21 protein-coding genes are annotated in these 24136 nt (G+C 68.5%); 10 read left to right on the top strand and 11 right to left on the bottom strand.

Annotated features, from left to right (window positions below):
- Positions 1 to 124: 124 nt before the first annotated feature.
- The 8 genes from ABD210_RS25750 to ABD210_RS25715 all read right to left on the bottom strand — a co-directional run bounded on the left by ABD210_RS25750 (position 125) and on the right by ABD210_RS25715 (position 8136).
- Positions 125 to 892, bottom strand: coding sequence for a 6-phosphogluconolactonase (locus ABD210_RS25750; RefSeq protein WP_344114678.1), 768 nt, complete (start codon positions 890 to 892; stop codon positions 125 to 127).
- Positions 889 to 2079: an N-acetylglucosamine-6-phosphate deacetylase gene (locus ABD210_RS25745; protein ID WP_344114677.1), complete on the bottom strand. Its 1191-nt coding sequence runs from the start codon at positions 2077 to 2079 to the stop codon at positions 889 to 891. The genes ABD210_RS25750 and ABD210_RS25745 overlap by 4 nt, the downstream gene beginning before the upstream one ends.
- Complete coding sequence (locus ABD210_RS25740) at positions 2069 to 3322, bottom strand: transglutaminase-like domain-containing protein (protein WP_344114676.1); 1254 nt, start codon at positions 3320 to 3322, stop codon at positions 2069 to 2071. Before ABD210_RS25740 ends, ABD210_RS25745 begins: the two co-directional genes overlap by 11 nt.
- Positions 3319 to 4227: a carbohydrate ABC transporter permease gene (locus ABD210_RS25735; protein WP_344114675.1), complete on the bottom strand. Its 909-nt coding sequence runs from the start codon at positions 4225 to 4227 to the stop codon at positions 3319 to 3321. The genes ABD210_RS25740 and ABD210_RS25735 overlap by 4 nt, the downstream gene beginning before the upstream one ends.
- A gap of 1 nt (position 4228) precedes the next feature.
- Positions 4229 to 5119 carry a carbohydrate ABC transporter permease gene (locus ABD210_RS25730; RefSeq protein WP_344114674.1) on the bottom strand — a complete coding sequence of 297 codons (891 nt, stop codon included), beginning with the start codon at positions 5117 to 5119 and terminating at the stop codon, positions 4229 to 4231.
- Between the two features lie 61 nt (positions 5120 to 5180).
- Positions 5181 to 6536 carry an ABC transporter substrate-binding protein gene (locus ABD210_RS25725; RefSeq protein ID WP_344114673.1) on the bottom strand — a complete coding sequence of 452 codons (1356 nt, stop codon included), beginning with the start codon at positions 6534 to 6536 and terminating at the stop codon, positions 5181 to 5183.
- Positions 6533 to 7369, bottom strand: coding sequence for an amidohydrolase family protein (locus tag ABD210_RS25720; protein WP_344114672.1), 837 nt, complete (start codon positions 7367 to 7369; stop codon positions 6533 to 6535). Before ABD210_RS25720 ends, ABD210_RS25725 begins: the two co-directional genes overlap by 4 nt.
- A complete protein-coding gene (locus tag ABD210_RS25715) occupies positions 7366 to 8136 on the bottom strand; it encodes an amidohydrolase family protein (protein WP_344114671.1) in 771 nt (256 codons plus the stop codon). The genes ABD210_RS25720 and ABD210_RS25715 overlap by 4 nt, the downstream gene beginning before the upstream one ends.
- A 259-nt stretch (positions 8137 to 8395) precedes the next feature.
- Between ABD210_RS25715 and ABD210_RS25710 the strand changes: the two genes are divergently transcribed.
- The 8 genes from ABD210_RS25710 to ABD210_RS25675 all read left to right on the top strand — a co-directional run bounded on the left by ABD210_RS25710 (position 8396) and on the right by ABD210_RS25675 (position 16575).
- Positions 8396 to 8914 carry a DinB family protein gene (locus ABD210_RS25710; RefSeq protein ID WP_344114670.1) on the top strand — a complete coding sequence of 173 codons (519 nt, stop codon included), beginning with the start codon at positions 8396 to 8398 and terminating at the stop codon, positions 8912 to 8914.
- 410 nt (positions 8915 to 9324) lie between these two features.
- On the top strand, positions 9325 to 11754 hold the full coding sequence (locus tag ABD210_RS25705) for an FtsK/SpoIIIE family DNA translocase (protein WP_425552744.1): 2430 nt from the start codon (positions 9325 to 9327) through the stop codon (positions 11752 to 11754).
- 3 nt (positions 11755 to 11757) lie between these two features.
- Entirely contained in the window at positions 11758 to 12330 is a 573-nt protein-coding gene (locus tag ABD210_RS25700; RefSeq protein ID WP_344114668.1) for a hypothetical protein, read from the top strand.
- Between the two features lie 88 nt (positions 12331 to 12418).
- Positions 12419 to 13168, top strand: coding sequence for a helix-turn-helix domain-containing protein (locus ABD210_RS25695; protein ID WP_344114667.1), 750 nt, complete (start codon positions 12419 to 12421; stop codon positions 13166 to 13168).
- Between the two features lie 145 nt (positions 13169 to 13313).
- Positions 13314 to 14912, top strand: a complete 1599-nt coding sequence (gene rimO / locus ABD210_RS25690) for a 30S ribosomal protein S12 methylthiotransferase RimO (protein WP_344114666.1) — start codon at positions 13314 to 13316, stop codon at positions 14910 to 14912.
- Entirely contained in the window at positions 14909 to 15532 is a 624-nt protein-coding gene (gene pgsA, locus ABD210_RS25685) for a CDP-diacylglycerol--glycerol-3-phosphate 3-phosphatidyltransferase (RefSeq protein WP_344114665.1), read from the top strand. Before rimO ends, pgsA begins: the two co-directional genes overlap by 4 nt.
- A gap of 31 nt (positions 15533 to 15563) precedes the next feature.
- A complete protein-coding gene (locus tag ABD210_RS25680; RefSeq protein WP_344114664.1) occupies positions 15564 to 16133 on the top strand; it encodes a CinA family protein in 570 nt (189 codons plus the stop codon).
- 151 nt (positions 16134 to 16284) lie between these two features.
- Positions 16285 to 16575 carry a helix-turn-helix domain-containing protein gene (locus ABD210_RS25675; protein WP_344114663.1) on the top strand — a complete coding sequence of 97 codons (291 nt, stop codon included), beginning with the start codon at positions 16285 to 16287 and terminating at the stop codon, positions 16573 to 16575.
- 62 nt (positions 16576 to 16637) lie between these two features.
- On the opposite strand, the gene ABD210_RS25670 is transcribed toward ABD210_RS25675, so the two are convergent.
- The 3 genes from ABD210_RS25670 to ABD210_RS25660 form a co-directional block, all read right to left on the bottom strand.
- A complete protein-coding gene (locus ABD210_RS25670; RefSeq protein ID WP_344114662.1) occupies positions 16638 to 17099 on the bottom strand; it encodes a DUF4262 domain-containing protein in 462 nt (153 codons plus the stop codon).
- A gap of 109 nt (positions 17100 to 17208) precedes the next feature.
- Positions 17209 to 17994: an Fpg/Nei family DNA glycosylase gene (locus ABD210_RS25665; RefSeq protein WP_344114661.1), complete on the bottom strand. Its 786-nt coding sequence runs from the start codon at positions 17992 to 17994 to the stop codon at positions 17209 to 17211.
- Between the two features lie 3 nt (positions 17995 to 17997).
- A complete protein-coding gene (locus tag ABD210_RS25660; RefSeq protein ID WP_344114660.1) occupies positions 17998 to 22572 on the bottom strand; it encodes an ATP-dependent helicase in 4575 nt (1524 codons plus the stop codon).
- A 79-nt stretch (positions 22573 to 22651) separates the two neighbouring features.
- Between ABD210_RS25660 and ABD210_RS25655 the strand changes: the two genes are divergently transcribed.
- Together ABD210_RS25655 and ABD210_RS25650 are read left to right on the top strand one after the other, a co-directional pair.
- The gene (locus ABD210_RS25655) at positions 22652 to 23944 is read left to right on the top strand and encodes an LppM family (lipo)protein (protein ID WP_344114659.1); all 1293 of its coding nucleotides are present in this window, start codon (positions 22652 to 22654) and stop codon (positions 23942 to 23944) included.
- Entirely contained in the window at positions 23941 to 24135 is a 195-nt protein-coding gene (locus ABD210_RS25650) for a DUF3046 domain-containing protein (protein WP_344114658.1), read from the top strand. Before ABD210_RS25655 ends, ABD210_RS25650 begins: the two co-directional genes overlap by 4 nt.
- Position 24136 lies beyond the last annotated feature (1 nt).

Raw genomic sequence — 24136 nt, 5'->3', positions numbered from 1 at the left:
CCTCCAGCCAGCGCCGAGCGACAGCGCAAACCCTAGCGCAAGCGCTTGCCGCACCCGGCCGCGAACGAGCGCCTCGCCCGTCCGCGGCCGCCGTCATCCGTCCTCGCATTCCGAGTGGTCCTGCCTACGACTCGAGCTCGAGACGCGCCGACGACTCGGCGTCGAGGAACAGCCGGACATGCGGCGTCGTCTGCAGGATCGAGGCCGGGCAGTCCGGGGTGACCGGCCCGGTCAGTGCTCGCTCGACCGCTGCGGCCTTGCGTGCGTCGGGCGTGTTGACGATCACGGTCCGGGGCTTCAGCAGCGCATGCACGGTCAAGGAGAGTGCCCGCTCGGGCGTTTCCTCCAGCGAGGGGAAGTGGCCTTCGCCGACCTGCTGCTTGCGAGCCACCTCGTCGAGCATGACCAGGTGGATGAGCTCCCGCGTCTCGAAGTCGGCCGGCGGGTCGTTGAAGGCGAGGTGCCCGTTCTCGCCGATCCCCATCACGCAGATCGCGGGATCAAGGGTGCGCAGCAGTTCGCCGTAGCGCTCGAGTTCCTCCTCCACCGGCTCGTGGTCCCCGCGGACGCCGTGGAAGGCCTTCAGTCGCACGAACGAGTCAACGTTGTCCCGCATCCAGCGGCGGAAGCTGGCGGGGTGGTTCTCGTCCATCCCGAGGTACTCGTCCATGTGCAGCACGGTCAGCCGGGACCAGTCGATGTCGTCGCGTTCCCGCGCGGCCTTGATGAAGCCCAGCTGTGAGTTCCCGGTCGCCAGGATGACGGCGATCTCCTCGTGCTCCTCGAGCTCCGCGCGGACCGCCGAGGCGAAATATTCGGCGGCTGCCGCTGCGAGTTCGTCGGACGAGTCCGCGACGGACACGCTCAGCTCCCCGTACCGGAGTTGCTTCACCGTGATGGTTCCTTTCCCGAAAATGCGTTGATGTGATGCCAGTGGCCCGCGAGAGCCACGGCCTTGAGAGTGAGGTCTTCGGTGAACAGCGCCAGGTCCGCGTGGTAGCCGGCCGCGATCCTGCCGATGTGATCCAGGCCGGCCGCTCTGGCCGGAACGGCCGAGGCCATGGCGACCGCTTCGGCCAGCCCGATCCCCATCGCCTGCATCGCGATGCGGATCATGTCCGGGAGCAGAGTCGTGCTGCCCCCGAACGACGCTCGGTCCAGGGTCATGCCGACGCCGTCCTGCACGACGTACTCGCGACGGCCCATCCGGTAGCGCTCGCCGTCCGGCAGGCCGGCCCCCGGGGTCGAGTCCGACACCAGACACAGCCGTCCTGCTAGGCAGCGGTGCGCCAACCGGAGCAGCGTCGGCGGCAAGTGCTTGCCGTCGGCAATGACCTCGACGGTCAGCTCGTCCGATGCCAGGGTCGCCTCCAGCAGGCCGGGCTGACGCCAGGGCCCGACGCGCACCGTGGTCGACTGGCCGCTGAAGACATGGATCACGTGCCGGAGGCCGGCCTGCCGGCAGGCAAGCAGGTCTTCTTCGCGTGCGGCGCTGTGCCCAGCCGCGGGCACGATGTCGGCATCGACGAGCCTGCGCGTCAAGGCGACCGCCCCGGGCAACTCGGGCGCGTAGCTCATCATGCGAATTCCTGACGAGTGCTCGAGCAACCGATCGATGGAGCCGTCGTCCGGTGTTCTCAGCTGGTCCGGGTCCTGAGCGCCACACTGCGCCTGGGCGAAGTACGGGCCCTCGAGGTGTGCGCCCGGAACGCGCGGCAGGCCACGCTCGCCCTGGACCGAGGCGATGGCGAGCAGAGCCTGTTCGAGGTCCTCCAGTGGCGCGGTCGCAAGCGTCGGCAACACGGTGGTGACACCCGCGTCGAGCAGCGTCGACAGTGCGGCCCAAGTCGCCGTCTCGGTGCCCTCGTTGAAGCTGTGGCCGCCGGCGCCGTGGGTGTGGAGGTCAACCAGCCCCGGGGTGAGGATGCCGTCGCCGAGGTCCCGGACCGCAACCCCCTCGGGTACCAGGGAGGCGGGGATGACCGCCTCGATCCGACCGTCGCGGACGAGTACGGCGTGGTCCTCGAGGACAGCCTTCTCCAGGACCACTCGCGGCCCCACCAAGGCTTCAGTGGGCATCGACGACGACCTTCGTCCGTGCCGGCGGAGCGTTGAACCATTCCACCCCGGCGAAGTGCCGGAACATGCCGAAGCCGTTGTCGCGGCACCGCTCGTCCCAGACCAGGTCCAGCTCGGTGTACGACGTCGCGCCGTGACCCGGGGGAGCGAGGTCGGGACGAGAGAGGAAATCGCTGCGCGGCCACAAGGCGCGGTTCCGGAAGCACACGCCCCTCAGCAGGTTCTCCTCGAACCAGGTCCGCTGCGACGGCATCGTCAGCCGGTCCTCGATGCCAGGGCCCGCCACCACGTGATGCCGTACCTCCGTGCCCAGCTCGCGGATCGTGTCGAGATCAGCGGGGCCGTCGGGGGTGATGACGACGGCGTCGAAGGTGGGGTCGAGCATCACCCAACGACCCAGCGGCTCGCTCCAGACCTCGGTGACGAAGTGGCCGTCGAACCCGTTGACCGATCCGGTGAGAGCCGCGCAGCGGGCCGGGATCCCGAGTGCCTGGCATGCCGCTGTCAGCACCAGTGCGTAGTGCACGCACATCACCACGGGCAGGTGGCCGGCGTGTCCCTGCTCCCGAGCGCCCCACGACAGGATCGTCGGCGGATCCCAGGGCGTGTACTGCGTTGCTTCGCCGGTGTTGCGATACCGCCAGGACCGGCACACCCAGGTGCTCAACGCGCGCGCCGTCGTCAAGGGGTCATTCGAGGTCAAGGCTTCGGCGGGCAGTTGGTCGAGGAAGTCCTGCACCATGGGATGCTGACGGTCCTCCCAGACGTGAACAGGTGGCTGCGGGTCCGCAGCGGTTTCGACCCGCGCCCGGACCAGATACCGGCCGGGTGCCAGGTGGAGGTGGCCGAGGCGGTCGGCAGACCACGTGTTGCCGCCGTCGATGGACAACTCGTCGCCGCCGCCCGTCGTGTAATCCACTCCGAGGCTCCACGCGTCCATCGCGTTGCCCGACGAGGAGAGCGTCACCGAGGAGGTGGGCGCTCCGGCTCCGGCTCCGCGAGGCAGCGTCAACTGGCGCCAGGTCAGGACGGGATCGCCGGACGCGGGGATCGCGCCCACCGGCGTACCGTCGATCCGTACTTCGAGCGGCGGACCGTCGGCGCGGTGCGAGCGCGCCAGCACGTAGAGGCTTGATTCCTCCGCGCCGATCGCGAGCTCGGTGCGCGCGTGCCGCCGACCGTTCACCTCCTCACCGAGGGACGCCACGATCCGGCCTGTCTCGTTGGTCACCAGGTCACTCATTTGCCGGCTCCTAGGGTGAGGCCCGCCATGATGCGGTTCGACAAGGCCACGAAGACGATGAAGGACGGGACGACGATGATCATCACCGCGGCGAACATGGCGGCCCAGTTGCTGTTGTATTGCATGGTCTGACGCAGCCCCATCAGGCCGACCGGGAGCGTCTTGTTCGAATCCGAGCTCAGCAGCAGCTGGGCGAGCAGGAACTCTTGCCAGATCATCACGAAGTTGAAGATCCCGGCCGTGAAGAGACCCGGCGTCGCGATCGGCATCATGATCCGCCAGAAGATGCCGAACTCGGAGCAGCCGTCCACCGCGCCGGCCTCCTCCAGCTCCGAGGGAAGTGAGCGGAAGAAGCCCGTCAGCAAGATGATCGTGAACGGGATCGAGACCCCGACGTAGGTCAGCGTCAGGCCCGCGCGGGTGTCGATCAGCCCGATCTGCACGAGCAGGACGTACAAGGGCACGAGGATCAGCTGGAACGGCAGCCCCATGCCCGCGATGAAGTAGTAGTTGATCAGAGTGCTGCCGCGGAAGGGGATCCGGGACAGTACATAGGCCGCGGGCGCTGAGATCACCACCGTGATCAGGTCCGCCCCGACGGTGATCAGGATGCTGTTGACGAAGTAGATCCCCATGTGGGCCGTGCTCCAGGCCGCACTGTAGTTCTGCTTCGCGGCGCTGACCGGATCCGCGGGAATCGCCCACGGCGACCCGAAGATCTCGATGTTGCTCTTGAGTGATCCGCTGAACAGCCACAGCAGGATGAAGATCGTGACCGCCGCCCAGCCGAGCAGCACGGCGTAGTAGGGCAGGTTGCCGATCAGCTGGCGCGGCGCGAACCGTCGGGCCCTCAGTTGCTGGGCACGGTCCATCGCCGGCGTGACGAGTTGTGTCGCTGTATCCATGTCAGTACTCGATCCGTTCCCGACGAGTGATGAGCCGCAGCACTGCCACGCCGAGGACGACGCAGAACAGGAGCACGACGCCGATCGCGGTTGCATAGCCCAGCTCGAAGACCGGTGTATACGCGCCCACGGCCCGCTCCCAGACGAAGATGGTCATGGTGAAGCCCGACCGGGGTGGTGAGGGAAAGGTGGTCGCCACGATGAGGTCGAAGATCTTCATCGCGGAGATCAGCCAAAGCACCATCGCGACCACCAGGACGTCCCAGGTCATCGGGAGGGTGACGAGCCAGAACGTCCGCCATTCCGAGGCGCCGTCCATCCGGGCCGCCTCGAAGTAACTCTTCGGGATCTTGTCGATGCCGGCCATCAGGATGACCAGGTAGAACCCCATGTAGGTCCAGATCACCGCGATCGTCAGGGACGGGATGATGAGCTTCGGTCCCAGCCAGGTCTGGTCGAACGACTCCAGCCCGACCGCGTTCAGGAGGGCGCTGAGCGGACCCCAGGACCGGTTGTAGACGAACTGCCAGATCATCCCGACACCGACGCCGGGCAACACGATCGGGAAGAACATCAACGCCCGGAAGAACTTCTTGCCGCGGATCTCCCGTTGCAGGATCGCCGAGAAGAAGAAGGCGAGGCCGAAGATCCCGACACCCCCGCCGATGGCGATCACGGCGGTGTTGCGCAGCGAGACCCAGAAGGTCGGGTCCGACAGCAGGTGCTGGTAGTTCCCGAACCCGATGTAGGTCATCTTGGTCGTGAAGCCGTTCCACTGGAACAGGCTCACCCGGATGGCGTCGAACGCCGGGTACACGAAGATCAGTGTGTAGACCGCCAGCGCCGGCAGCAGAAACGGCACCACGACATGGCTACGTCCTGTACGTCTCACAATCGTCTCCACAGTGGGGGAGTGGTCCGGGCCGGCTCGACCGGCCCGGGCTGCTCCTCGGTCAGCGAGTGGCCGGTGGGGTGTTGGACGACCAGAACTTCGCCGTGCCGTCGGACAGGCAGCTGATGAAGTCCGACGGGTTGGACTGCATCAGGAAGAAGCGGTCGTCGCAGCGGTTGAAGACCTCGGTCATGTACTTCGGCACCTCGTCGTTGAGACCGCCGCGTTGGCCCATCACCTTGTACTTGCTCAACACCTCGGCCTGAGCGACATGCGTGGCCGGGGTCGGTGCGTCCTTCAAGGCGGTGGGGAAGCCGTTCTTCGCCATCTCGCCGCCGGCGCCGTTCGGCGACGACATGTACTTCAGCCACTTGACGGCCGCGTCCGGGTGCTTCGAGTTCTTCAGCACCGAGTAGACGTTGGCCCAGTACTCGACCAGGTCATTGCCTTTGCCGCCGGCAACGTTCGGGAAGGCGAACATGTCCATCTTGAAGTCCTTCGGGGCCTGAGCCTCGACCTCCTTCGGCAACCAGGCGCCCATCAGCATCATGCCGGTCTTGCTGTTCACCCACTGCGCCTGCGCGGCCGGGTAGACCGAACCTTCGAAGCCCTTCTGGAAGTAGCCGGCGTCCTGCAGGTCGCGCACCATCTGGGCCGCTTGAAGGAAGACGGGCTGCTTCCACAGCGCACCGGTCTTGTCGTACGCCGCCTTCTTGAACGCGTCCAGGCCGGCCAACCGGATCGCCAGGTAGCTGAACCACCAGTTGTTGTAGAAGTCGAGGCTGCCGTCGGCGCCGAGGGGTGACACTCCCGGGTTCTTCGCCTTCAGCGTCTGCAGGAGCTGGGTGAACTGGTCCCAGGTCATACCGGTGACCGGTGCTTTCAGCCCCGCGTCGGACAGGAGCTTCGTGTTGTACCAGATCCCCGAGACATAGACGTCGCGCGGGATTTCGTAGACGCCGTCCTTCTCGGCGAAGGCCTGCACCGAGCCGGGGGTGAACTGGTCGAGCCACTTGCCCGAGGTCGCGCCGTACGCGGGCTGCTGGAGGTAGGTGTCCAGTTTCAGCGCCTGGTTCGTCAGCACCACGGCGCTTCGGACACGGTCGTTCGAGTGGTCGACGATGTCGACCTGCTGGCCGGCGTTCAGCGCGCCCTGCAGCTTGGTCAGGACATCCCGGCCGGCCCAGTTGATCTCGACCGTGATGTCCGGGTTCTCCTTCATGAACCGGTCCGTGGCTGCCTGCATCAACTGCTGGAGCGGCTCGCCGGTGCTGAACATGCTCCAGTAGACGATCTTGGTCTTGCCACCGGAGTCCCCACCGGAACCGCCCGCCGCCACCGGCCCCGAACAGGCCGCGGCGCCGAGGGCGAGGGTGAGAGCTGCAACGATCGCAGTTGCACGCTTGCGAATTCTCATGTCTTTCCTCGATCTCGTTGTCCCGCCTCACGGAACGAGCCGGCACGGGCAGGCGGGGGACCACCCACAGGCTCTGATTGGTGCTCTGGTCGGTGCTGGACGAGCAGTCGGGCGTTGCCGCCCAGGACGGCAAGCTCGGCTTCCGGTGGGAGCCGCAGGTCGCGGATCTTGCGGAGCTGGAAGGCTTGCCAGTGCGGGTCGCCGAACCCGGCGTCGGACCCGAAGAGCAGCCGGCTGGCGCCGGCCTGGTCCACCATCCGTCGCAAACCCGACGGCGGCATGCCGGACGGGCTGACCCAGAGGTTGTCCACCCGCTGCAACGCCGCCAGGGCCTCGACCCACAGGTCGTGCAGGCCACCGTGCCCGAGGATCACCGGAACGCCCGGATGGCGCTCGGCGAAGGCGGCGACCTGCAACGGTGACGAGTTCGGCGGTGTGCCGTCGTGGAACACCACCGGTATCCCCAGCGCCTCGAGCGCGGTGCCGAGGTCGTCCATGCGCGGGTCGAGCGGGGAGAAACCCTGCAGCCAGGGATGCAGCTTCAGCCCTCGCGCTCCACCCTCCTCGACGGCGCGGTGCAGTTCGTCGACGGCGCCGGGGAGGTGAGGGAAGACGGTGCAGAACGGAACGAGCCGGTCAGGCGCTGCCGCACAGAACTCCCGGACCACGTCGTTGTGGCGGGGGTCGGGATCACTGAGTCCCGCGGTCGTGAACACCCAGGCCACGTCGATCCCGTGCGCGTCGCACAATGCCAGGAACCCGTCGGGGCCTTGTCCCAGGCCGGCCGGGAAGAAGGAGTCCGGCGGGAGGTGGGTGTGTGTGTCGACGATCATGACCCGGCCACCTCGACGCCGCCTTGAGCTCCGACCCGGGTTCCGAAGAGGCGGCGAGCCGTTCCGCCCATCACGGCGGCCGCGGCCGGAGCCGCCAGCTCGGCCGCGCGATGGTTGGCCAGTTCGAGCCCGAGGTCGCTCAACGGCGCATCGGAGCCGAACATCACCCGGTCCGCCCCGTACGCCTCGACGAGCTGGGTGAGGCGCGCGGGCAGGCTCCACGAGGTCTCGACGACGAGATTGGGCGCCATCGTTGCGGCCACCTGGGCGTCCGCCTTGAGGTCGGTGCTTCCCGCGTGGCCCATCACGAAGGTCACCTCGGGGAACGTGCGGGCGAGCTCGACGAGTTGCAACGGTTGCGCGTACGGCGGCGTGCCGGTGTGCACGTAGACCGGGACACCAAGGGTCTGGCAGGTGGCGATCAGGGGGTGAACCATCGGGTGGCACAGCACGAAGCCCTGGAGGGCGGGATGCAGCTTCAGACCGACGGCGCCGTTCCCGACCGCCCGAACCAGCTCGGCGACCGCCCGGTCGCCAAACCACGGGTTGACTGTTGCCATCGGCCACAGCCGTGCCGGGTGCGCGGCTGCCGCGGCGAGGACCGCGTCGTTGCCGGCCCGGTTGTCCACGGCGATCTCGCGGTCGGTGGGAATCAGCACCGTGCCGGCGACCCCGTGCTCGTCCATGTCGGACAGGAGGTGGCCGAGGTCGTCGTCCATGTCGACGCCGCGACCGAGGTGCCTGTGCCCGTCGATGATCTCGGTCATCAGGCCTCACTCCTCAGCTCGAACCGTCAGTCGATGCAACGGATTGCAAGATACTACAAGCGCTTGCAGTCGCCTGAGAAGACGTTGCGAAGAGAAAATCTCCTCGTAATCTGAGCCCCGCTGGGGATCGGCACCGCTGTTGCGGGCGTGTTTCGTGAAAAGGGACAGCAAGCGCTTGCAGTCAACCTTGGCGTAACTTGGGGCCGCCCCTGAGAGCCCCGGGCGGAGTACGTCGTCGTCCAGGGGAGAGGATGCTCCGATGACGTGGACAGCGCCTGAGGTGGAAAGGCCCGAGGGGTCGTTGGTGGCACCTGAGCCGGAGTTGCTCGCCGGTTATCTGGACTTCTACCGAACGACCCTGCTGCACAAGTGCGCGGGGCTCACCGCGGAGCAGTTGGCCGAACGGGCCACGCCGCCGTCGAACCTGTCGCTGCTCGGGTTGATCCGGCATCTCACGAAGGTCGAGCGGATCTGGTTCCGGATCCACTTCGCCGGCGGCGACAAGGCCGAGCCGGTCTTCGCTCCGGAACTGGGCAAGGACGCGGACTTCGAACTGATCGATCCCGCCCGCGCGCGCTCGGAGTACGAGGGTCTGATCGCCGAGTGGGCACTGTCGGACAAGGCCGCCGAGGGGCGGTCGCTCGATGAGCAGTTCACCTTCAGCGGCGAGGTCTCCTCACTGCGGATGATCTACCTCCACCTGATCGGCGAATACGCGCGCCACTGCGGGCACGCAGACCTCCTCCGCGAACAGATCGACGGCGTCACCGGCGCCTGATCTCCAGCGACCTCGTGACGCTTCAGTCTGCGGCGGCGCCCTTCCCCCTGGGCCGCCCGGCCGCCGTCCTGCCGCTGCTGCGAGCGCCCTGGTGGCGTCCGCGCTGGTAGCCGGGGCGCTCTCACCGGATCTGCTGTGACACTACGGATGGGGCGGCGTAATCGGCGTGTGACAGGTGTGACTCGAGTGGTAGTCGGGGTAGCCTGCTAGCTATGGCGACCCGCACGTCTTCCCCGGCGCGGGCGCGGAAGTCGGCGGCCAGCAGCCCGAGTACCGGGCGGTCGGCAGCTGGTGGACGCTCCCGTCCATCCGGCGCCCAGAAGCGTGGGCAGAGCGCGAAGCGCAGTGGCTCCACCGCTGCGCGGACAACCGCGCCCAAATCCACCGGCGCGGGTCCGTTCGCGGCCGCCATGCTGGCGCTGGGTCGAGGCTTCATCAAGTGCTGGATCGGCATCGCTCACCTGCTCGGCAGCATCGTCCGCGGCGTCGGTCACGGCGCTCGCGAGCTGGACCCGGCCCATCGCCGCGACGGCGCCGGCCTCACCCTGATCGGCCTGGCCGTGGTGGTCGCCGCCTCGATCTGGTGGGACCTGCCGGGCGCGGTCGGCAAGGGCGTCCGCACTGTCGTCAGCGGCAGTGTCGGCATGCTCGGCTGGGCCGTCCCGCTGATGCTCCTGTTCATCGCCCTCCGCACCCTGCGCCACCCGGACCGTAATGGCCCCGCCGGCCGCCAGGTGATCGGATGGACCTCTCTGTCCCTCGGCGTGCTCGGCCTGGTGCACATCGCGAACGGCATCCCGCGCCCGGGCGACCCGGCCACTGGCAGGCTGCAGGACGCCGGTGGCGCGATCGGGTACGTCGTCTCCTCACTGCTGTCGGACCTGCTCACCCAGTACGTCGCTTCGCCCCTGCTGGTGCTGCTCGCGATCTTCGGTGCGCTGGTGGTCACCGGCACCCCGATCTACGCGATCCCACTGCGCGTGCGGGCCGCGTTCGACGTACTGCTCGGTCGTACTGAGCTGCCGGCCGACGCGCCGTCCGTGGCTGCTCAGGCTGACGACACTGTCCGGCTGACCCGCAAGGAGCGCCGGGCAAAGGGGGCTCCGGACGAAGACGGCGAGCCCACGGTCAAGCCGTACGACTCGCCCGTGCTCGAGGGGCGTGAGATCTCCAAGCGCGGCCGCAAGAAGCCGGCTCCGGTGGACGAGGACGCCTACGACGCAGATGGCGAAGGCGGTAGCGCTGGTGCCGATGCCTCGGGGCCTGCCTACGGTGCGGTCGCAGCTGCCATGAAGCCGCAGCCGGAGTCGGCCCCCGAACCGCCGCCGCACACGCCGCTGCCGCAGCGTGTGGAGCAGCTCAGCCTGTCCGGCGACATCACCTACACGCTGCCCGACGGCCAGGTGCTCAAGCCGGGCTCGGTGCACAAGGCCCGGACGAAGGCCTCCGACGCCGTGGTGGACCGCCTGACCGAGGTGTTCGACCAGTTCGGCATCGACGCGCAGGTGACCGGCTACACGCGAGGCCCGACAGTCACGCGGTACGAGGTGGAGCTCGGCTCCGCGGTGAAGGTCGAGAAGGTCACCGCGTTGAGCAAGAACATCGCCTACGCCGTGGCGAGCGCCGACGTACGGATCCTGTCGCCGATCCCCGGCAAGTCCGCGATCGGTATCGAGATCCCGAACACCGACAAGGAGATCGTCAGCCTCGGCGACGTCATCCGGTCCGCCACGGCGCGCAACGACCACCACCCGATGGTGGCGGGGCTCGGCAAGGACGTCGAGGGCGGCTTCGTGGTGGCGAACATGGCCAAGATGCCGCACCTCCTGGTCGCGGGTGCGACAGGTTCGGGTAAGTCCTCCTTCGTCAACTCGCTGATCACCTCGATCCTGATGCGGGCGACGCCCGACGAGGTGCGGATGGTGCTGGTCGACCCCAAGCGGGTCGAGCTGAACAACTACGAGGGCATCCCGCACCTGATCACGCCGATCATCACGAACGCCAAGAAGGCGGCCGAGGCGCTGCAGTGGGTCGTCCGCGAGATGGACATGCGATACGACGACCTGGCGGCCTTCGGGTTCCGGCACGTCGACGACTTCAACAAGGCGGTCCGTGGCGGCAAGATCAAGCCGCCGCCCGGCAGCGAGCGGGTGCTCACGCCGTACCCGTACCTGCTCGTGATCGTCGACGAGCTGGCCGACCTGATGATGGTCGCCCCGCGCGATGTGGAGGACTCGATCGTCCGCATCACCCAGCTGGCCCGGGCCGCCGGTATCCACCTGGTGCTGGCCACCCAGCGGCCTTCGGTCGATGTGGTGACCGGTCTGATCAAGGCGAACGTGCCTTCACGGCTGGCCTTCGCCACCTCGTCGCTTGCCGACAGCCGGGTCATCCTGGACCAGCCGGGCGCGGAGAAGCTGGTCGGTCAGGGCGACGGGCTGTTCCTGCCGATGGGCGCGAGCAAGCCGATGCGTATCCAAGGCGCCTGGGTCACCGAGAACGAGATCCGTGCAGTGGTCGAGCACTGCAAGCAGCAGTTGCCACCGACGTACCGCGAGGACGTCACGGCGGTGGCTGGCCCGAGCAAGGATCTGGACGACGAGATCGGCGACGACCTCGACCTGGTCGTGCAGGCCGCCGAGCTGATCGTGTCCACCCAGTTCGGCTCGACGTCGATGCTGCAACGCAAGCTCCGGGTCGGCTTCGCCAAGGCGGGCCGGCTGATGGACATCCTGGAGAGCCGGGGCGTGGTCGGGCCGAGCGAAGGATCCAAGGCCCGCGACGTACTGGTGAAACCGGACGATCTAGAGGACTTCGTCGCCACCCTGCGAGGAGACTGACCCGTGACCGCCCACACCGCGATGCCCCAGTCCGCGCAACCTGCTGTGGATTCGGACGCCGTGACCCAGGAGTTCACCATCCGTGCCTCGCAACGAGTGCACGGTGGCCTGGCGATCGGAGCCCTGCTGGTCGCCATCGGCTTCGCCGCCTCCGCTTCGACCAGTCCCGCCGGTGTACTGCGCTGGCTCGCGGCCGCCGGTTTCGCCGTACTCGCCGTGATCTGCGCCCGCGCGCTGACGGTCGGGGACATGCTGGTCGCCGACCAGGTCGGGATCAGGCTGCGGATCCGCGACGAGTGGATCGGCACCCGCTGGGAGGACATCGAGGAGGTGACCGTACTGCGGCGCCGGCATCCGCTCGACGACGGCCGGATCGCGGTACACCAGCTGGATCCCGGACCGGTGCTCGGATCGATGTCGCAGGCAACTCGCAAGCTGACCGATGCGAATCGGCGACTGACGGGGACCTCGCTCGCTGTACCGTTCGGATTGACGGCTCGGCCGTCGAACGGGGAAGTAGTACAGGCGCTGCACATGTTGGCGGACGCCAGGTGTCCGGTCAGGGAACAACTCTGACCTTCGCGTGACCCCGTCGGATCAAGGCCGTTGACTGTGATGTCAGCGGATCTGGGCAAGTGGTGGACGGTGGAGAGGCGGTGGGGACGTGAGCATCGGCAGCGAGCTCACGGCGGCCCGCGAACGGGCCGACATGACGATCGACCAGCTGAGCGCTGCGACCAGGATCAGATCCGGCCTGCTGCTCGCCATAGAAGCCGACGACTTCACCCGCTGCGGCGGCAATTTCTATGCCCGGGGCCACATCCGCGCGATCGCCCGGGTGGTCAAGGCCGATCCAGCTCCTTTGCTCGCGAAGTACGACGAGACCCATGCGGCGGCGGAGCCCGACCGCAGCCGGCGGGAGGAGCGCGCGGACGCCAAGGGCCCGACCCTGCACCCGGCCCGCCCGCGCTGGGCGGTCGTCGTCGGCGCGATCCTGGTGGGGCTGATGGGCTGGGGGATGGTCCGGCTGTTCACCCTGCCGAGCGATGTCGAGGCGAACGCATCCCGCTCGACCCCGACCATCGCCGTGACCACCCCGACAGCCAAGCCCACGGTCGCGAAGCCGGTGAAGACGGCCGCGACTCCGAAGGCGCCGGTTCCGCACAAGATCAAGCTGACCCTGACCGCCAGCCGGGACGGCTCGTACGTCACCCTCCGGAACTTCCACGGTCTCAAGCTCTTCCAGGGCCTCGTGGGTCCAGGCTCCACGCAGACCGTCGTCTACCCCGGCACTGTCCGGGTCACGTTGGCGGTCCCAGGCAACATCGCCGTCTCCGTCGACGGCAAACGCGTGAACCCCAAAGCCAAGCGCTTCCTGGTCACCCCCACCGGCGCAATCCAAAAGACCAACTGACCCAGCCGCACGCTCGCCATGGTCGCGGTGGGGGGACGGGGTGCAGGGGTAAGGGGGTGCAGGTCGATCCGGAAGCCGGGCTGGAATCTGGGGATCTCCGGTGGTTGATTTCGAACCGCTCGGTCCAGCAGTCATACTCGGAGCGATGACTACGACTCCCACGACCGTCGCCCTGGTCACGCTGGGCTGTGCCCGCAACGACGTCGACTCCGAGGAACTGGCCGGGCGGCTCGAGGCGGGCGGCTTCCGGCTCGTCGACGACGCCGCCGAGGCGGACACCGTGGTGGTGAACACCTGCGGTTTCGTCGAGGCCGCGAAGAAGGACTCGGTCGACACCCTGCTTGCCGCATCCGACTACAAGGAATCCGGCCGGACCCAGGCAGTGGTGGCCGTCGGGTGCCTGGCCGAACGGTACGGCGAGCAGCTCGCCGAGGCCCTGCCCGAGACCGACGCGGTGCTGAGCTTCGACGACTACGCGGACATCTCCGAGCGTCTTCGCTCGATCCTGTCCGGCACCAAACATCAGTCGCATGTCCCGCGCGACCGCCGCAAGCTCCTCCCACTCGCCCCCGCCGATCGCGCCGATGCCACCGGCGTCGCGCTCCCCGGTCACGGCGACGCTCCGCAGCCGCTGAAGCCCGAAGGTCTCGGCTCCAAGGACCTCAACGGCCAGGGCACGACGAACGGCGAGCTCAAGGGCCGGACGGTCAAGGCGTCGGACCGCGAGTTGACCATCGACGCGCCGGACCTGACGGCCGCGCCGGCCAGTGGTCCTCGCATCGTGCGCCGCCGCCTCGACGGGGGACCGATGGCCCCGCTGAAGCTGGCCTCCGGCTGCGACCGTCGTTGCGCGTTCTGCGCGATTCCCGCCTTCCGCGGCGCGTTCGTCTCGCGTCGCCCCACCGAGGTGCTCGGCGAGGCCCACTGGCTGGCCGAGAACGGTGTCCGCGAGGTGTTCCTGGTCTCCGAGAACTCGACGTCGTACGGCAAGGACCTGGGCGATCTCCGGCTCCTGGAGACCCTGGTCGAGGAGATCGCCGCGGTCCCGGGGCTGACCCGCGTGCGCGTGTCGTACTTGCAGCCGGCCGAGATGCGTCCGACCCTGATCACCGCGATGGCCTCGACCCCGGGCGTCGCCCCGTACTTCGACCTCTCCTTCCAGCACGCGTCGGGACCGTTGCTGCGGCGGATGCGCCGGTTCGGTGACGCGGAACGGTTCCTCGACCTGATCGAGCAGGTCCGTGCGCAGGCCCCGACCGCGGGGATCCGGAGCAACGTGATCGTCGGCTTCCCGGGCGAGACCGAGGAGGACGTGGACATTCTCTGCGATTTCCTTTCCCGCGCAGGGCTGGACGCGATCGGGGTGTTCGGTTACTCGGACGAGGACGGCACCGAGGCCGAGACCTACGACGGCAAGCTGGACGAGGACACCATCGCCGCCCGGCTGGACCGGGTCACCCGCCTCGCCGAGGACCTGACCTCAGCCCGGGCCGAGGCACGGATCGGTGAAAAGGTCGAGATCCTGGTCGAGTCCGTCGAGGGCGACACCGCCGAAGGTCGGGCCGCCCACCAGGGCCCGGAGGTCGACGGCTCCACCACGCTGACGAACCTTCCGGACGGTCTGGCCGTTGGCGACCTGGTCGTTGCCGAGGTGGTTGGCAGCGACGGAGTCGACCTGATCGCCGAGTTCGCCGCGCAGGTGGCCACCCGAGAAGGCGTCCCGGCAGCTAACCTGACCGCGTGACCATCCCGCCGACGAACCCGTCGCCGCGCGCGGCGACCGGTCCGCTGAGTGCGCCCAGCGCTTGGAATGTGGCCAACGCGCTGACCGTACTGCGGCTCGTGCTGGTTCCGTTGTTCGTCTGGCTGCTATTCCGCGACGGCGGGGCCGGTGACAGCAATCGACTGCTCGCCACCGCCGCCTTCGTGGTCGCCATCGTCACCGACCGCTTCGACGGTGACATCGCCCGCCGGTGGAACCTGGTCACCAACTTCGGCAAGATCGCAGACCCGATCGCGGACAAGGCACTCACCGGTGCCGCGTTCATCGGGCTCTCGATTCTGGGCGACCTGCCGTGGTGGGTCACGATCGTGGTGATGGTCCGCGAATGGGGGGTGACAGCGCTCCGGTTCTGGGTGATCCGGCACGGTGTGATGCCGGCCAGCCGCGGCGGCAAGGTGAAAACCGTCCTTCAGGCGATCGCATTGGGCCTCTACCTGCTTCCCTGGCATTCGGTGGCTGTCGTGCACTGGACTGCCGTCGCCTTCATGGGCGCCGCAGTGATCGTGACGATCGTCACGGGCATCGACTACGTGGGCCGCGCCGTCCGCCTCCGCGCCGCAGCCAAGCGCCCCCTTCCCTGACAGCTGACCTCCCCGGCAGGGTGATGACCTCATGACCGATGACTTCACAGCCGCTGACTTCGACGGCGGCGCGTCCATGGCGGCGGAACTGCTCGAGTCGTCGGACCAACTGCAGGCTGCGTTGCACAAGGTGATCGAGCTGGTCCAGGCGCAGGGCGCGACCCTTGCCACAGCCGAGTCGCTAACGGGTGGAATGGTCGGGTCGACCCTGACGGACGTGCCCGGCGTGTCGGCGATCTACCGCGGGGGCGTCATCGTCTACGCCACCGATCTCAAGGCCACCCTCGCTGGGGTCCCGGTGGATCTCCTCGCCGACGTCGGCCCGGTGCACCCTGACACAGCAGCAGCCCTCGCCGCCGGGGTTCGGGAGCGCCTCGGGGCCACCTACGGCCTGGCGACCACCGGAGTCGCGGGACCGGATCCACAGGACGGGATCGCGGCGGGCACTGTCTATGTCGCAGCCGCCGGCCCCACCACGGTGAGGGTCCGCAAAGTCTCACTGGACGGGGACCGCGAGGCAGTCCGGCGCGGCAGCGTCCAGGCGGTGCTGGAGCTTGCCGCCGAACTGGTGGTGGAAGAACCCGGCGCGCCGCGGCGTTGATACCACCATGGGAGCAGGTAGGGCAGACTGGCACGGCGCACCGAAGCTGGACATTGCGAGGAGTAGTGACCCAGCAACGGGTACCGTTGGTCCTCACGGTCGAGCTACGGTGCGAGTAGATTCGGTCCGACAGGCGGAAGGGAGAAACCTCATGGTGCTGGTTCGTGGCCTGCTGGGCGACGTCCTGCGGCGCAAACGACTGCGCCAGGGGCGCACTCTGCGCGAGGTGTCCGCCGATGCCCGGGTCAGCCTGGGCTACCTGTCCGAGGTCGAGCGCGGTCAGAAGGAAGCTTCGAGCGAGCTGCTCGCGGCCATCTGCACGGCCCTGGATGTCCCTCTGTCGACGATCTTCGCCGAAGTGAGCGAAGACCTGGCCCGCGAGGAAGCCCTCGTGCTGGCCCATCCCACCATCGAGCCCGCGGTCGTGGCCTCCGCCGCCTGATCCGCCGCCGCCACAGCCGGACGATCTCGGCCGGGCGCATGCCTGGGTGTCGTTGTGGCTACTCACCGTCTCCCTCGCCCTCTACGCTGCTGTCCCAGCGTCTCCGCTAACAGCGGAACCTGACTCGGCCACACGACCTGCAGCGCGGCAACGGGTGGTTCGCCGGGCTGCCGAAGCATGCTGTTCGCCGCGTAGAGGTGGGTCGACGAGTCGGGGAAGCGGAGCAATTGAGCCTTCTCCGGTCCTGCATAGAACTCGCTGAGGTCATCTCCCTCGTCGAAGCGCCTGCCCCCGAGGACGGCGCGGGCGAGCGGCTCGAGCGTCTTGTAGGTGCCATCCTGCGGGCAGTTGAAGATGATGAATTCTGGATGGCCGCGCAGGCTGAGCCCGAGGGTGTACCCGAAGGGCGGGTTGCGCCGGTCCTCGCCGAGCACATATTGCACCGTCCACCCATGAAGCTGGATGTTGCCGGCAATCCGCATCGCATATTCGTCGTCCGTCATCCCGCCGCAGATGTCGCACATGGTCTCTCCTCTCTCGCATCGAACAGGTGTTCGATATCGGAGAAGGTATCTGCGTCGCCGCCGACCAAGACGGTTGTCCACAGGCGAATCCGAGATCAGGGATCGCGGGTCAGGACTCGGGCTGACACGTCGGGCACCAGTAGCTGACGCGGTCGCGCGGTGGTTCGCCGATCGGGGCGGTGAGGATCGTGGTGCCACAACGACGGCACGGTTTGCCGGGGCGCTCGAACACCCAGGTCCGCTGCCCAGGGCGGTCCACCCCCGTGGTCACCTGCGCGGCATGCGGGAGGTTGGCCTTCAGCATGCGGCGGCTGAGGTCCACCGCCGCGCCGAGGTCGACCGACGACACCGGCCGCCACGGATGCAGACCGAGCAGGAAACAGACCTCCGTGCGGTAGAGATTCCCGATCCCGGCCAAGTTGCGCTGGTCCAGCAATGCCTCGCTGATCGTTCGTGAGGGCTGCGCAGCGAGGTTCGCAAGTGCCACGGGCCGATCGAAGTCGGCAGAGAGCAGATCCGGCCCGAGATGCCCGACCACGGTCTCCTCGGCATCAGTGGCCACCAGTTCGAGCACCGGCAACCGATACCCTACGGCGGTCCAGGCGGCGGTCTCCAGCACCACTCGCACCTGGTGATCCGGCCCGCCCTTCCACCGCTCGCCTGGCCGGTACAGATGCCAGCTGCCCTCCATCCGCAAGTGGCTGTGAATCGTCACTCCGCCGGACAGCCGCATCATCAGGTGCTTGCCGCGCGCAACGACCTCCACCATCGTCTGGCCGCCGAGGTCGGTCGTGGCCAGTGAGGGCACACGGAAGTCGGTGCGCGCCAGTTCCTGACCGTGCAGAGCCTGGTCGAGTCGTTTGCAGGCGCGCCAGACGGTATCTCCCTCAGGCACGGCTCACGCCCGAAGCCGCAGGCCTCGCGGCGTCGCGTGGAAGCCTGCCTTGGCCAGCGCATCACCGAACGCCGTGTGTCGAACCTGTTCGCCGTCGGCGGTCTCGACGCTGAGCTTGCCCAGGTGCCCGTCCCTGATCGCGAGCGCAAGTGCATCCACCGCCGGCTGCAGCAGGTCGGGATCCTCGGTGAAGCTCAGCACGGTCCGCCCACCCCGCTCGACGTACACGATCAGTTGCCCGTCCACGAGCATCACCAACGCCCCGGCCTTCCGCCCGGGGCGGTGCCCATCGCGCTCGGGCCACGGCAAGGCTGCCCCATACGGATTCGCCGGATCAGACGCAGCCAGTACTACGGCCCGCGCCGCAGGCTCCTCCTTCGAGCGACTGGGCGAACCGCTGGTCGGCAACTCGGCCATTGCTCGCAGGCGATCCACGGCCCCCGGCAGCGCGAACTGCGCAGCTCCCAGTCCGGCCACGAAGTAGCCGCGGCGGCAGCGACCTGATTCCTCGAAGGCGCTCAACACCTTGTAGACCGCGGCGAAACCACCCGGCGTGCGCTCGGTGATCACCGAGCCCCGGGTGACGACGCCGTACCGATCGAGCAGCGTCTCCGCCGCGGCATGTGCGCGACGAGTCGCGTCGGGATTGCGCTCCGGCAGCAGGGACCACCGGCCGCCCGCTGTCGGGGGACCACTTCGCGACGGCATAGCGGGTCGGCCGGGCCTGATCGAACGACCTGGCCGCGCGCGGGGCGTCGTACGGCGCGTTCGATGGCTGCCGCGGCCGCCGCCGACCAGGGCGCGGACCGGCGCAAGTGTGTCGTTGGTGAGGTGACCGGCCCAGACGAGATCCCACAGCACCCCGACCAGCGTCTCGTCGTCGACCACACCACCGGCTGCACCGACGGCATCGCTCAGCTGGCGGAAGAAGAACGCCCCGCCGCCGGAGAGCGCGTCGATCACGGCCTGGTGGGTCTCGCCGACTTCGAAGGAAGGATCCGGATCGGGCAGCGTCAGGTCGCAGTTGTCCGCGAGGTGTAACGACACCCAGCCATCGGTGCCCGGCAACGAACCGGAGCCGGCCCAAACGATTTCGCCAGTGGCGGTCAACTCATCCAGCATGGACGGCTGGTACCCGGGCACGCGCGACGGCAGCACGATGGACTCCAGCGCGGACGCAGGAACCGCGCAACCTGCCAGCTGCTCGACGGCGCCGAGGAGCACGTCGTACCCGCGTCCGCGGCTGCTCGTGATGCCTTGCCAGGCAGGCAGGAATCGGGCCAGCGCGGCAGGATCGACCGGCTCGACTTCCTTGCGGAGCGCGGCGAGCGAGCGACGTCGAAGCAGGCGGAGGACCTCGCTGTCGCACCATTCCATCGCGATGCCGCCAGGCAGGAACTCGCCCTCGACCACTCGGCCGGACGCCGCCAGCCGGCGCAGCGTATCCGTCACGACAGCTACGCCGATCCCGAGATGGGTGGCGAGATCGACAGCACGGAAGGGCCCGTGCGTGCGGGCATACCGCGAGACCAGATCGCCGAGTGGATCGGCGACCGGCTCCGCATGCGCCTCCGCCACTCCAGGAGGCAGCGGTACGCCGAGGGCGTCACGCAACCGTGCGACATCCTCGACAACGGCCCAGCGGTGCTCGCCGGCGATGCGCACCCGGACCACTCGCCGGGCGGCGGCGAGCTCAGTCAGCCAGGTCTCTGCATCGGCTCCTTCGACACAGCGCTGCGCTGCTTCGGCGACGGACAGCGGCCCGACCAGGCGCAGGACATCGAACAAACCTTCCGCGTCCCGGGCCCGACGGTCCTCGGCCAGCCGCTGCAACTCGGCCTCGGTCCGCAGGACGACCTCGGCGTCCAGCAGCTCCCGGAGCTCGGTCCGGCCCAGCAACTCCGCCAGCAGCCCCTGATCCAGGGAGAGTGCCGCGGCGCGCTTCTCTGCAAGCGGGCTGTCGCCCTCGTACATGAACGCGCCCACATACCCGAACAGCAACGACTTCGCGAAGGGCGAGGCCTCAGGTGTCTCCACCTCCACCACGGAGATCCGGCGTTCGCTGATGCCAGTCAGCAGGTCCTTCAGCGCGGTCAGGTCGTAGACGTCCTGGAGCACTTCGCGCAGGGTCTCCAGCACGATCGGGAACGAGCCGTACTTGCTGGCGACGCTCAGCAGCTGAGCCGAGCGTTGACGTTGCTGCCACAGCGGGGATCGCCTGCCTGGGTTTCGTCGGGGGAGCAGCAGCGCCCGCGCCGCACACTCGCGGAACCGTGCGGCGAAGAGGGCAGACCCGCCGACCTCAGCAGTGACCAGGTCCTCGATCTCCGCCGGGTCGAACAACACCAGCTCAGCGCCGGGCGGTGCCTCGTCTGTCTCCGGCAGCCGCAGCACGATGCCGTCGTCGCCGGAGACCGACTGCGCATCCATTCCGTACCGCTCGCGCAGTCGCGCCGCGATCGCCAGCGCCCACGGCCCGTGCACCTGGCCGCCGTACGGCGAGTGGATGCAGACACGCCAGTCGCCCAGCTCGTCGCGGAATCGCTCGACCACCACGGTGATGTCGTCAGGCACGCGGCTCGTCGCTTCGCGTTGCTCGGCGAGATAGGCGACCAGGTTGTTGGCCGCATATTCGTCCAGGCCCGCGTCCTTGGCTCGCTTGACTGCCTTCGCGGCAGGCAGCGCCGCCATCGTCCGGACGAAGGCGCCCGTGGCCGCCCCCAGCTCGGCGGGCCGCCCGACAGCGTCGCCCTTCCAGAAGGGGAGCCGCCCAGGCTGACCAGGCGCGGGGGAGACGAGCACGCGGTCGTGGGTGATGTCCTCGATCCGCCAACTGGAGGCGCCGAGTGTGAACACGTCGCCGACCCGCGACTCGTAGACCATCTCCTCGTCGAGCTCGCCGACCCGGTGGTTCGTCGATTCGCCGACCAGGAAGACGCCGAACAGCCCGCGGTCCGGAATCGTGCCGCCGCTCGTCACAGCCAGCCGTTGCGCCCCGGGCCGGCCGGAGATCTCGCCACTGACGCGGTCGAACACGATTCGCGGGCGGAGCTCGGCGAACTCGTCGGAGGGATAACGCCCGGACAGCATGTCGAGCACCCCGTCGAAAGCCGAACGGGGCAACGTGGCGAAGGGGGCACAGCGTCGTACGAGGGCATAGAGCTCGTCGACGTCGATGGTGTCGAGCGCAACGATCGAGACGATCTGCTGGGCCAGCACATCGAGCGGGTTCGCAGGGATGTGCAGGCTCTCGATCAGGCCGTCGCGCATCCGCTGGACGACAACAGCGGTGTCGACCAGGTCACCGCGGAACTTCGGGAAGAGCACGCCGCGGGAGGTCGCCCCGACTTGGTGCCCTGCTCGGCCGACCCGCTGCAGCCCGCTCGCCACCGACGGCGGCGCCTCGACCTGGATGACCAGATCGACCGCACCCATGTCGATACCGAGCTCCAGGCTGCTGGTCGCGACGACACAGGGCAGCCTGCCGGACTTCAGATCGGCCTCGATCAGCGCGCGTTGCTCTTTGCTGACCGAACCGTGGTGCGCCCGGGCGATCAGCGGCGGCGCGGCCAGAGACGCACCTGACTGAGCCATCAGCTGGGCAGGCGAACCTACCTCAGCCAGCTCCAGGTCGGCCCGCTCGGCGGCGATCTCGTTCAGTCTCGCGGTCAGTCGTTCGGCGAGGCGGCGTGAGTTCGAGAACACGATCGTGGACCGATGCGACGAGATCAGGTCGAAGACGTGCTCCTCGACATGCGGCCAGATGGAGGCGTGCCGTGGTGGCCCTGCCGCGGAGCCAGACGTCTCGATCTCGGTGTTGGCCAGCTCGGCCATGTCCTCGACCGGCACGACGACGCTCAGGTCCCACTGCTTGGTGAACTTCGGCTGGACCACGCTGACGGGGCGCTCGCCGCCGAGGAACCGTGCGACCTCTTCCACCGGCCGGACCGTTGCGGAAAGGCCGATTCGCTGAGCGGGCGTGGGCAGCAGGGCGTCCAGCCGCTCCAGCGTCAGGGCGAGGTGCGCGCCACGCTTGGTGCCGGCGACCGCGTGCACCTCGTCGACGATCACCGTCTCCACGCCGCGAAGCGACTCGCGGCCCTGCGAGGTGAGCAGCAGGAAGAGGGACTCGGGCGTCGTGATCAGTACGTCGGACGGCTTGGTCGCGAACCGCCTTCGTTCATTGGCCGGGGTGTCTCCGGAGCGCACCGCGACCTCGACGTCGACCGGTGCCTCGCCGAGGCGTCGCGCGGTCTCGCGGATGCCGATCAGGGGCGCCCGCAGGTTTCGCTCGACGTCTACTGCGAGCGCCTTCAGCGGTGAGACATAGAGCACTCGGCAGCGCAGCTTCGGGTCGGCCGGCGGAGGGGTGGTGGCCAGCCGGTCCAGGGCCCACAGGAAGGCCGCCAGCGTCTTGCCTGAGCCGGTCGGCGCCACGACCAGCGCGTCCCGGCCCGCAGTGATGGCGTCCCACGCCTCGAGCTGGGCCGGGGTGGCCGCTTCGAAGACGTCGCCGAACCACGCCCGGGTCGCGGGCGAGAAGCGGCTGAACGCGGTAGATCTTTGCACGCCCCCCATAGTGCCTGGCCCCTCCGACAGTTTTCGTCCGCTGCCACCCGAGGGTGCATCGTCCGCGCTTTCTGGAATGATCGGCGGCATGAAGAACCGCGTGCGGATGGCGCTCGTCGTGATGGCCTGCTTGGTCGGTCTGACCGGCTGCGTCAAGCTCGATGCCGACCTCAAGGTGAACCCGGACCAGACCGTGTCCGGCACCCTGCAGATCGGTGTCGACAAGCAGCTGGTCGAGTCCAGCGGTCAGTCCCTCGACGCGGTCCGTGCCCAGGTCGAGAAGGGGATCAAGCAGACCACCACCGCCGGGGTCACCTGTAAGGCTTACGACGACGACAAGTACATCGGGTCCAACTGCCAGTTCGACAAAGTGCCGTTCAGCAAGATGAGCACCTCCACCGAGGACGGGGTCGGCTTCCGCAAGGAAGGCAACAAGTTCTACGTCTCGGTGAAGGGGATGGACCTCGGCCAGACGCCCGCCGGTGCGCAGCCGGTGATCAACTTCAAGATCACGATGCCGGGCAAGATCCTCGAGCACGACCCGGGCGCCAAGGTCAGCGGCCGCACCGCGACGTACGACAGCCTGGACAAGCTCGGCAATGTCTCGCTGACGTCAGAAGCGAGTAGTGGATTCCCGCTGTGGGCGGTCATCCTCATCATCGTGCTGGTGCTCCTTGCTGCCGCGGCCGTGCTTTTCTTCGTACTTCGGGGTCGCAGGACCGCCGCGCAACAGCAGTACCCCGGGCCCTACGGTCAATACCCGGGCCAGCCCGGCCAGTGGGCACCCCAGTACGGCGGGCAGCCAGGCCCCGCTGGTCCGTATGGTCAGCCGAGCGGTCCGTACGGGCAACCAGGCCAAGGTGGTCCGCAGTACGGACAGGCAGGCCAGGGTGGTCCGCAGTACGGGCAGCGGCCCGGCCCGTACGGGCAGTCGGGACCGCAGGGCCAGCCGCCGCAGTACCCGGGTCAGCCTGGCTCAGGGCAGTACCCAGGCCAGCCGCACCCGCAGCAACCGGGCCGGTGGGGGCCGCCGCAGGGCGCAGCCCAGGGTCCTCCGCCCCAACAAGGACCGGGCCGTTGGGGTCAGCCGGGTCCGCAGACCCAGCCTCCAGCGCCGGGTCCGCAGGGCCAGCCGCCACAGCAGAGTTGGCAAGGTGCGCAGCCTCCGCAGCAAGGTCACCCGCCGCAGCAAGGCGTGCCTCCAAACCAGGGTCGTCCGCAGCACGGCCAGCCCCCGCAGCACGGCCAGCCGCCGCAGCAGGCGCAGCCCTCGCAGTACGGCGGTCCCCGGCAAGAGGGTCCGCCGCAGGAGCAGCCGCCGCACGAGGGCGGTCAGCAGGACGGCTCGAGCCGACCGGACGACGACGATGGGCAGGCATGAGACTGACGGAATTCTGGGAGCGGATGGATCGCCATCTCGGTCCCGCCTACTCACGCACCTGGGCGGAGACCCAGGCGTTGAGTGAACTCGGTGGCCGCACGGTCGCCGAAGCTCTGGCGCAGGGCGAGCACGCCAAGACCGTCTGGCGTGCCGTCTGGGCCCACCTCCAACTCCCCGCCAGCGAGCGCTGAG

Source organism: Kribbella alba (assembly GCF_039529635.1).
GTDB lineage: Bacteria > Actinomycetota > Actinomycetes > Propionibacteriales > Kribbellaceae > Kribbella > Kribbella alba.
The sequence above is the reverse complement of the archived record's forward strand: the minus strand, read 5'-3'. Positions and strand labels throughout refer to the sequence as shown.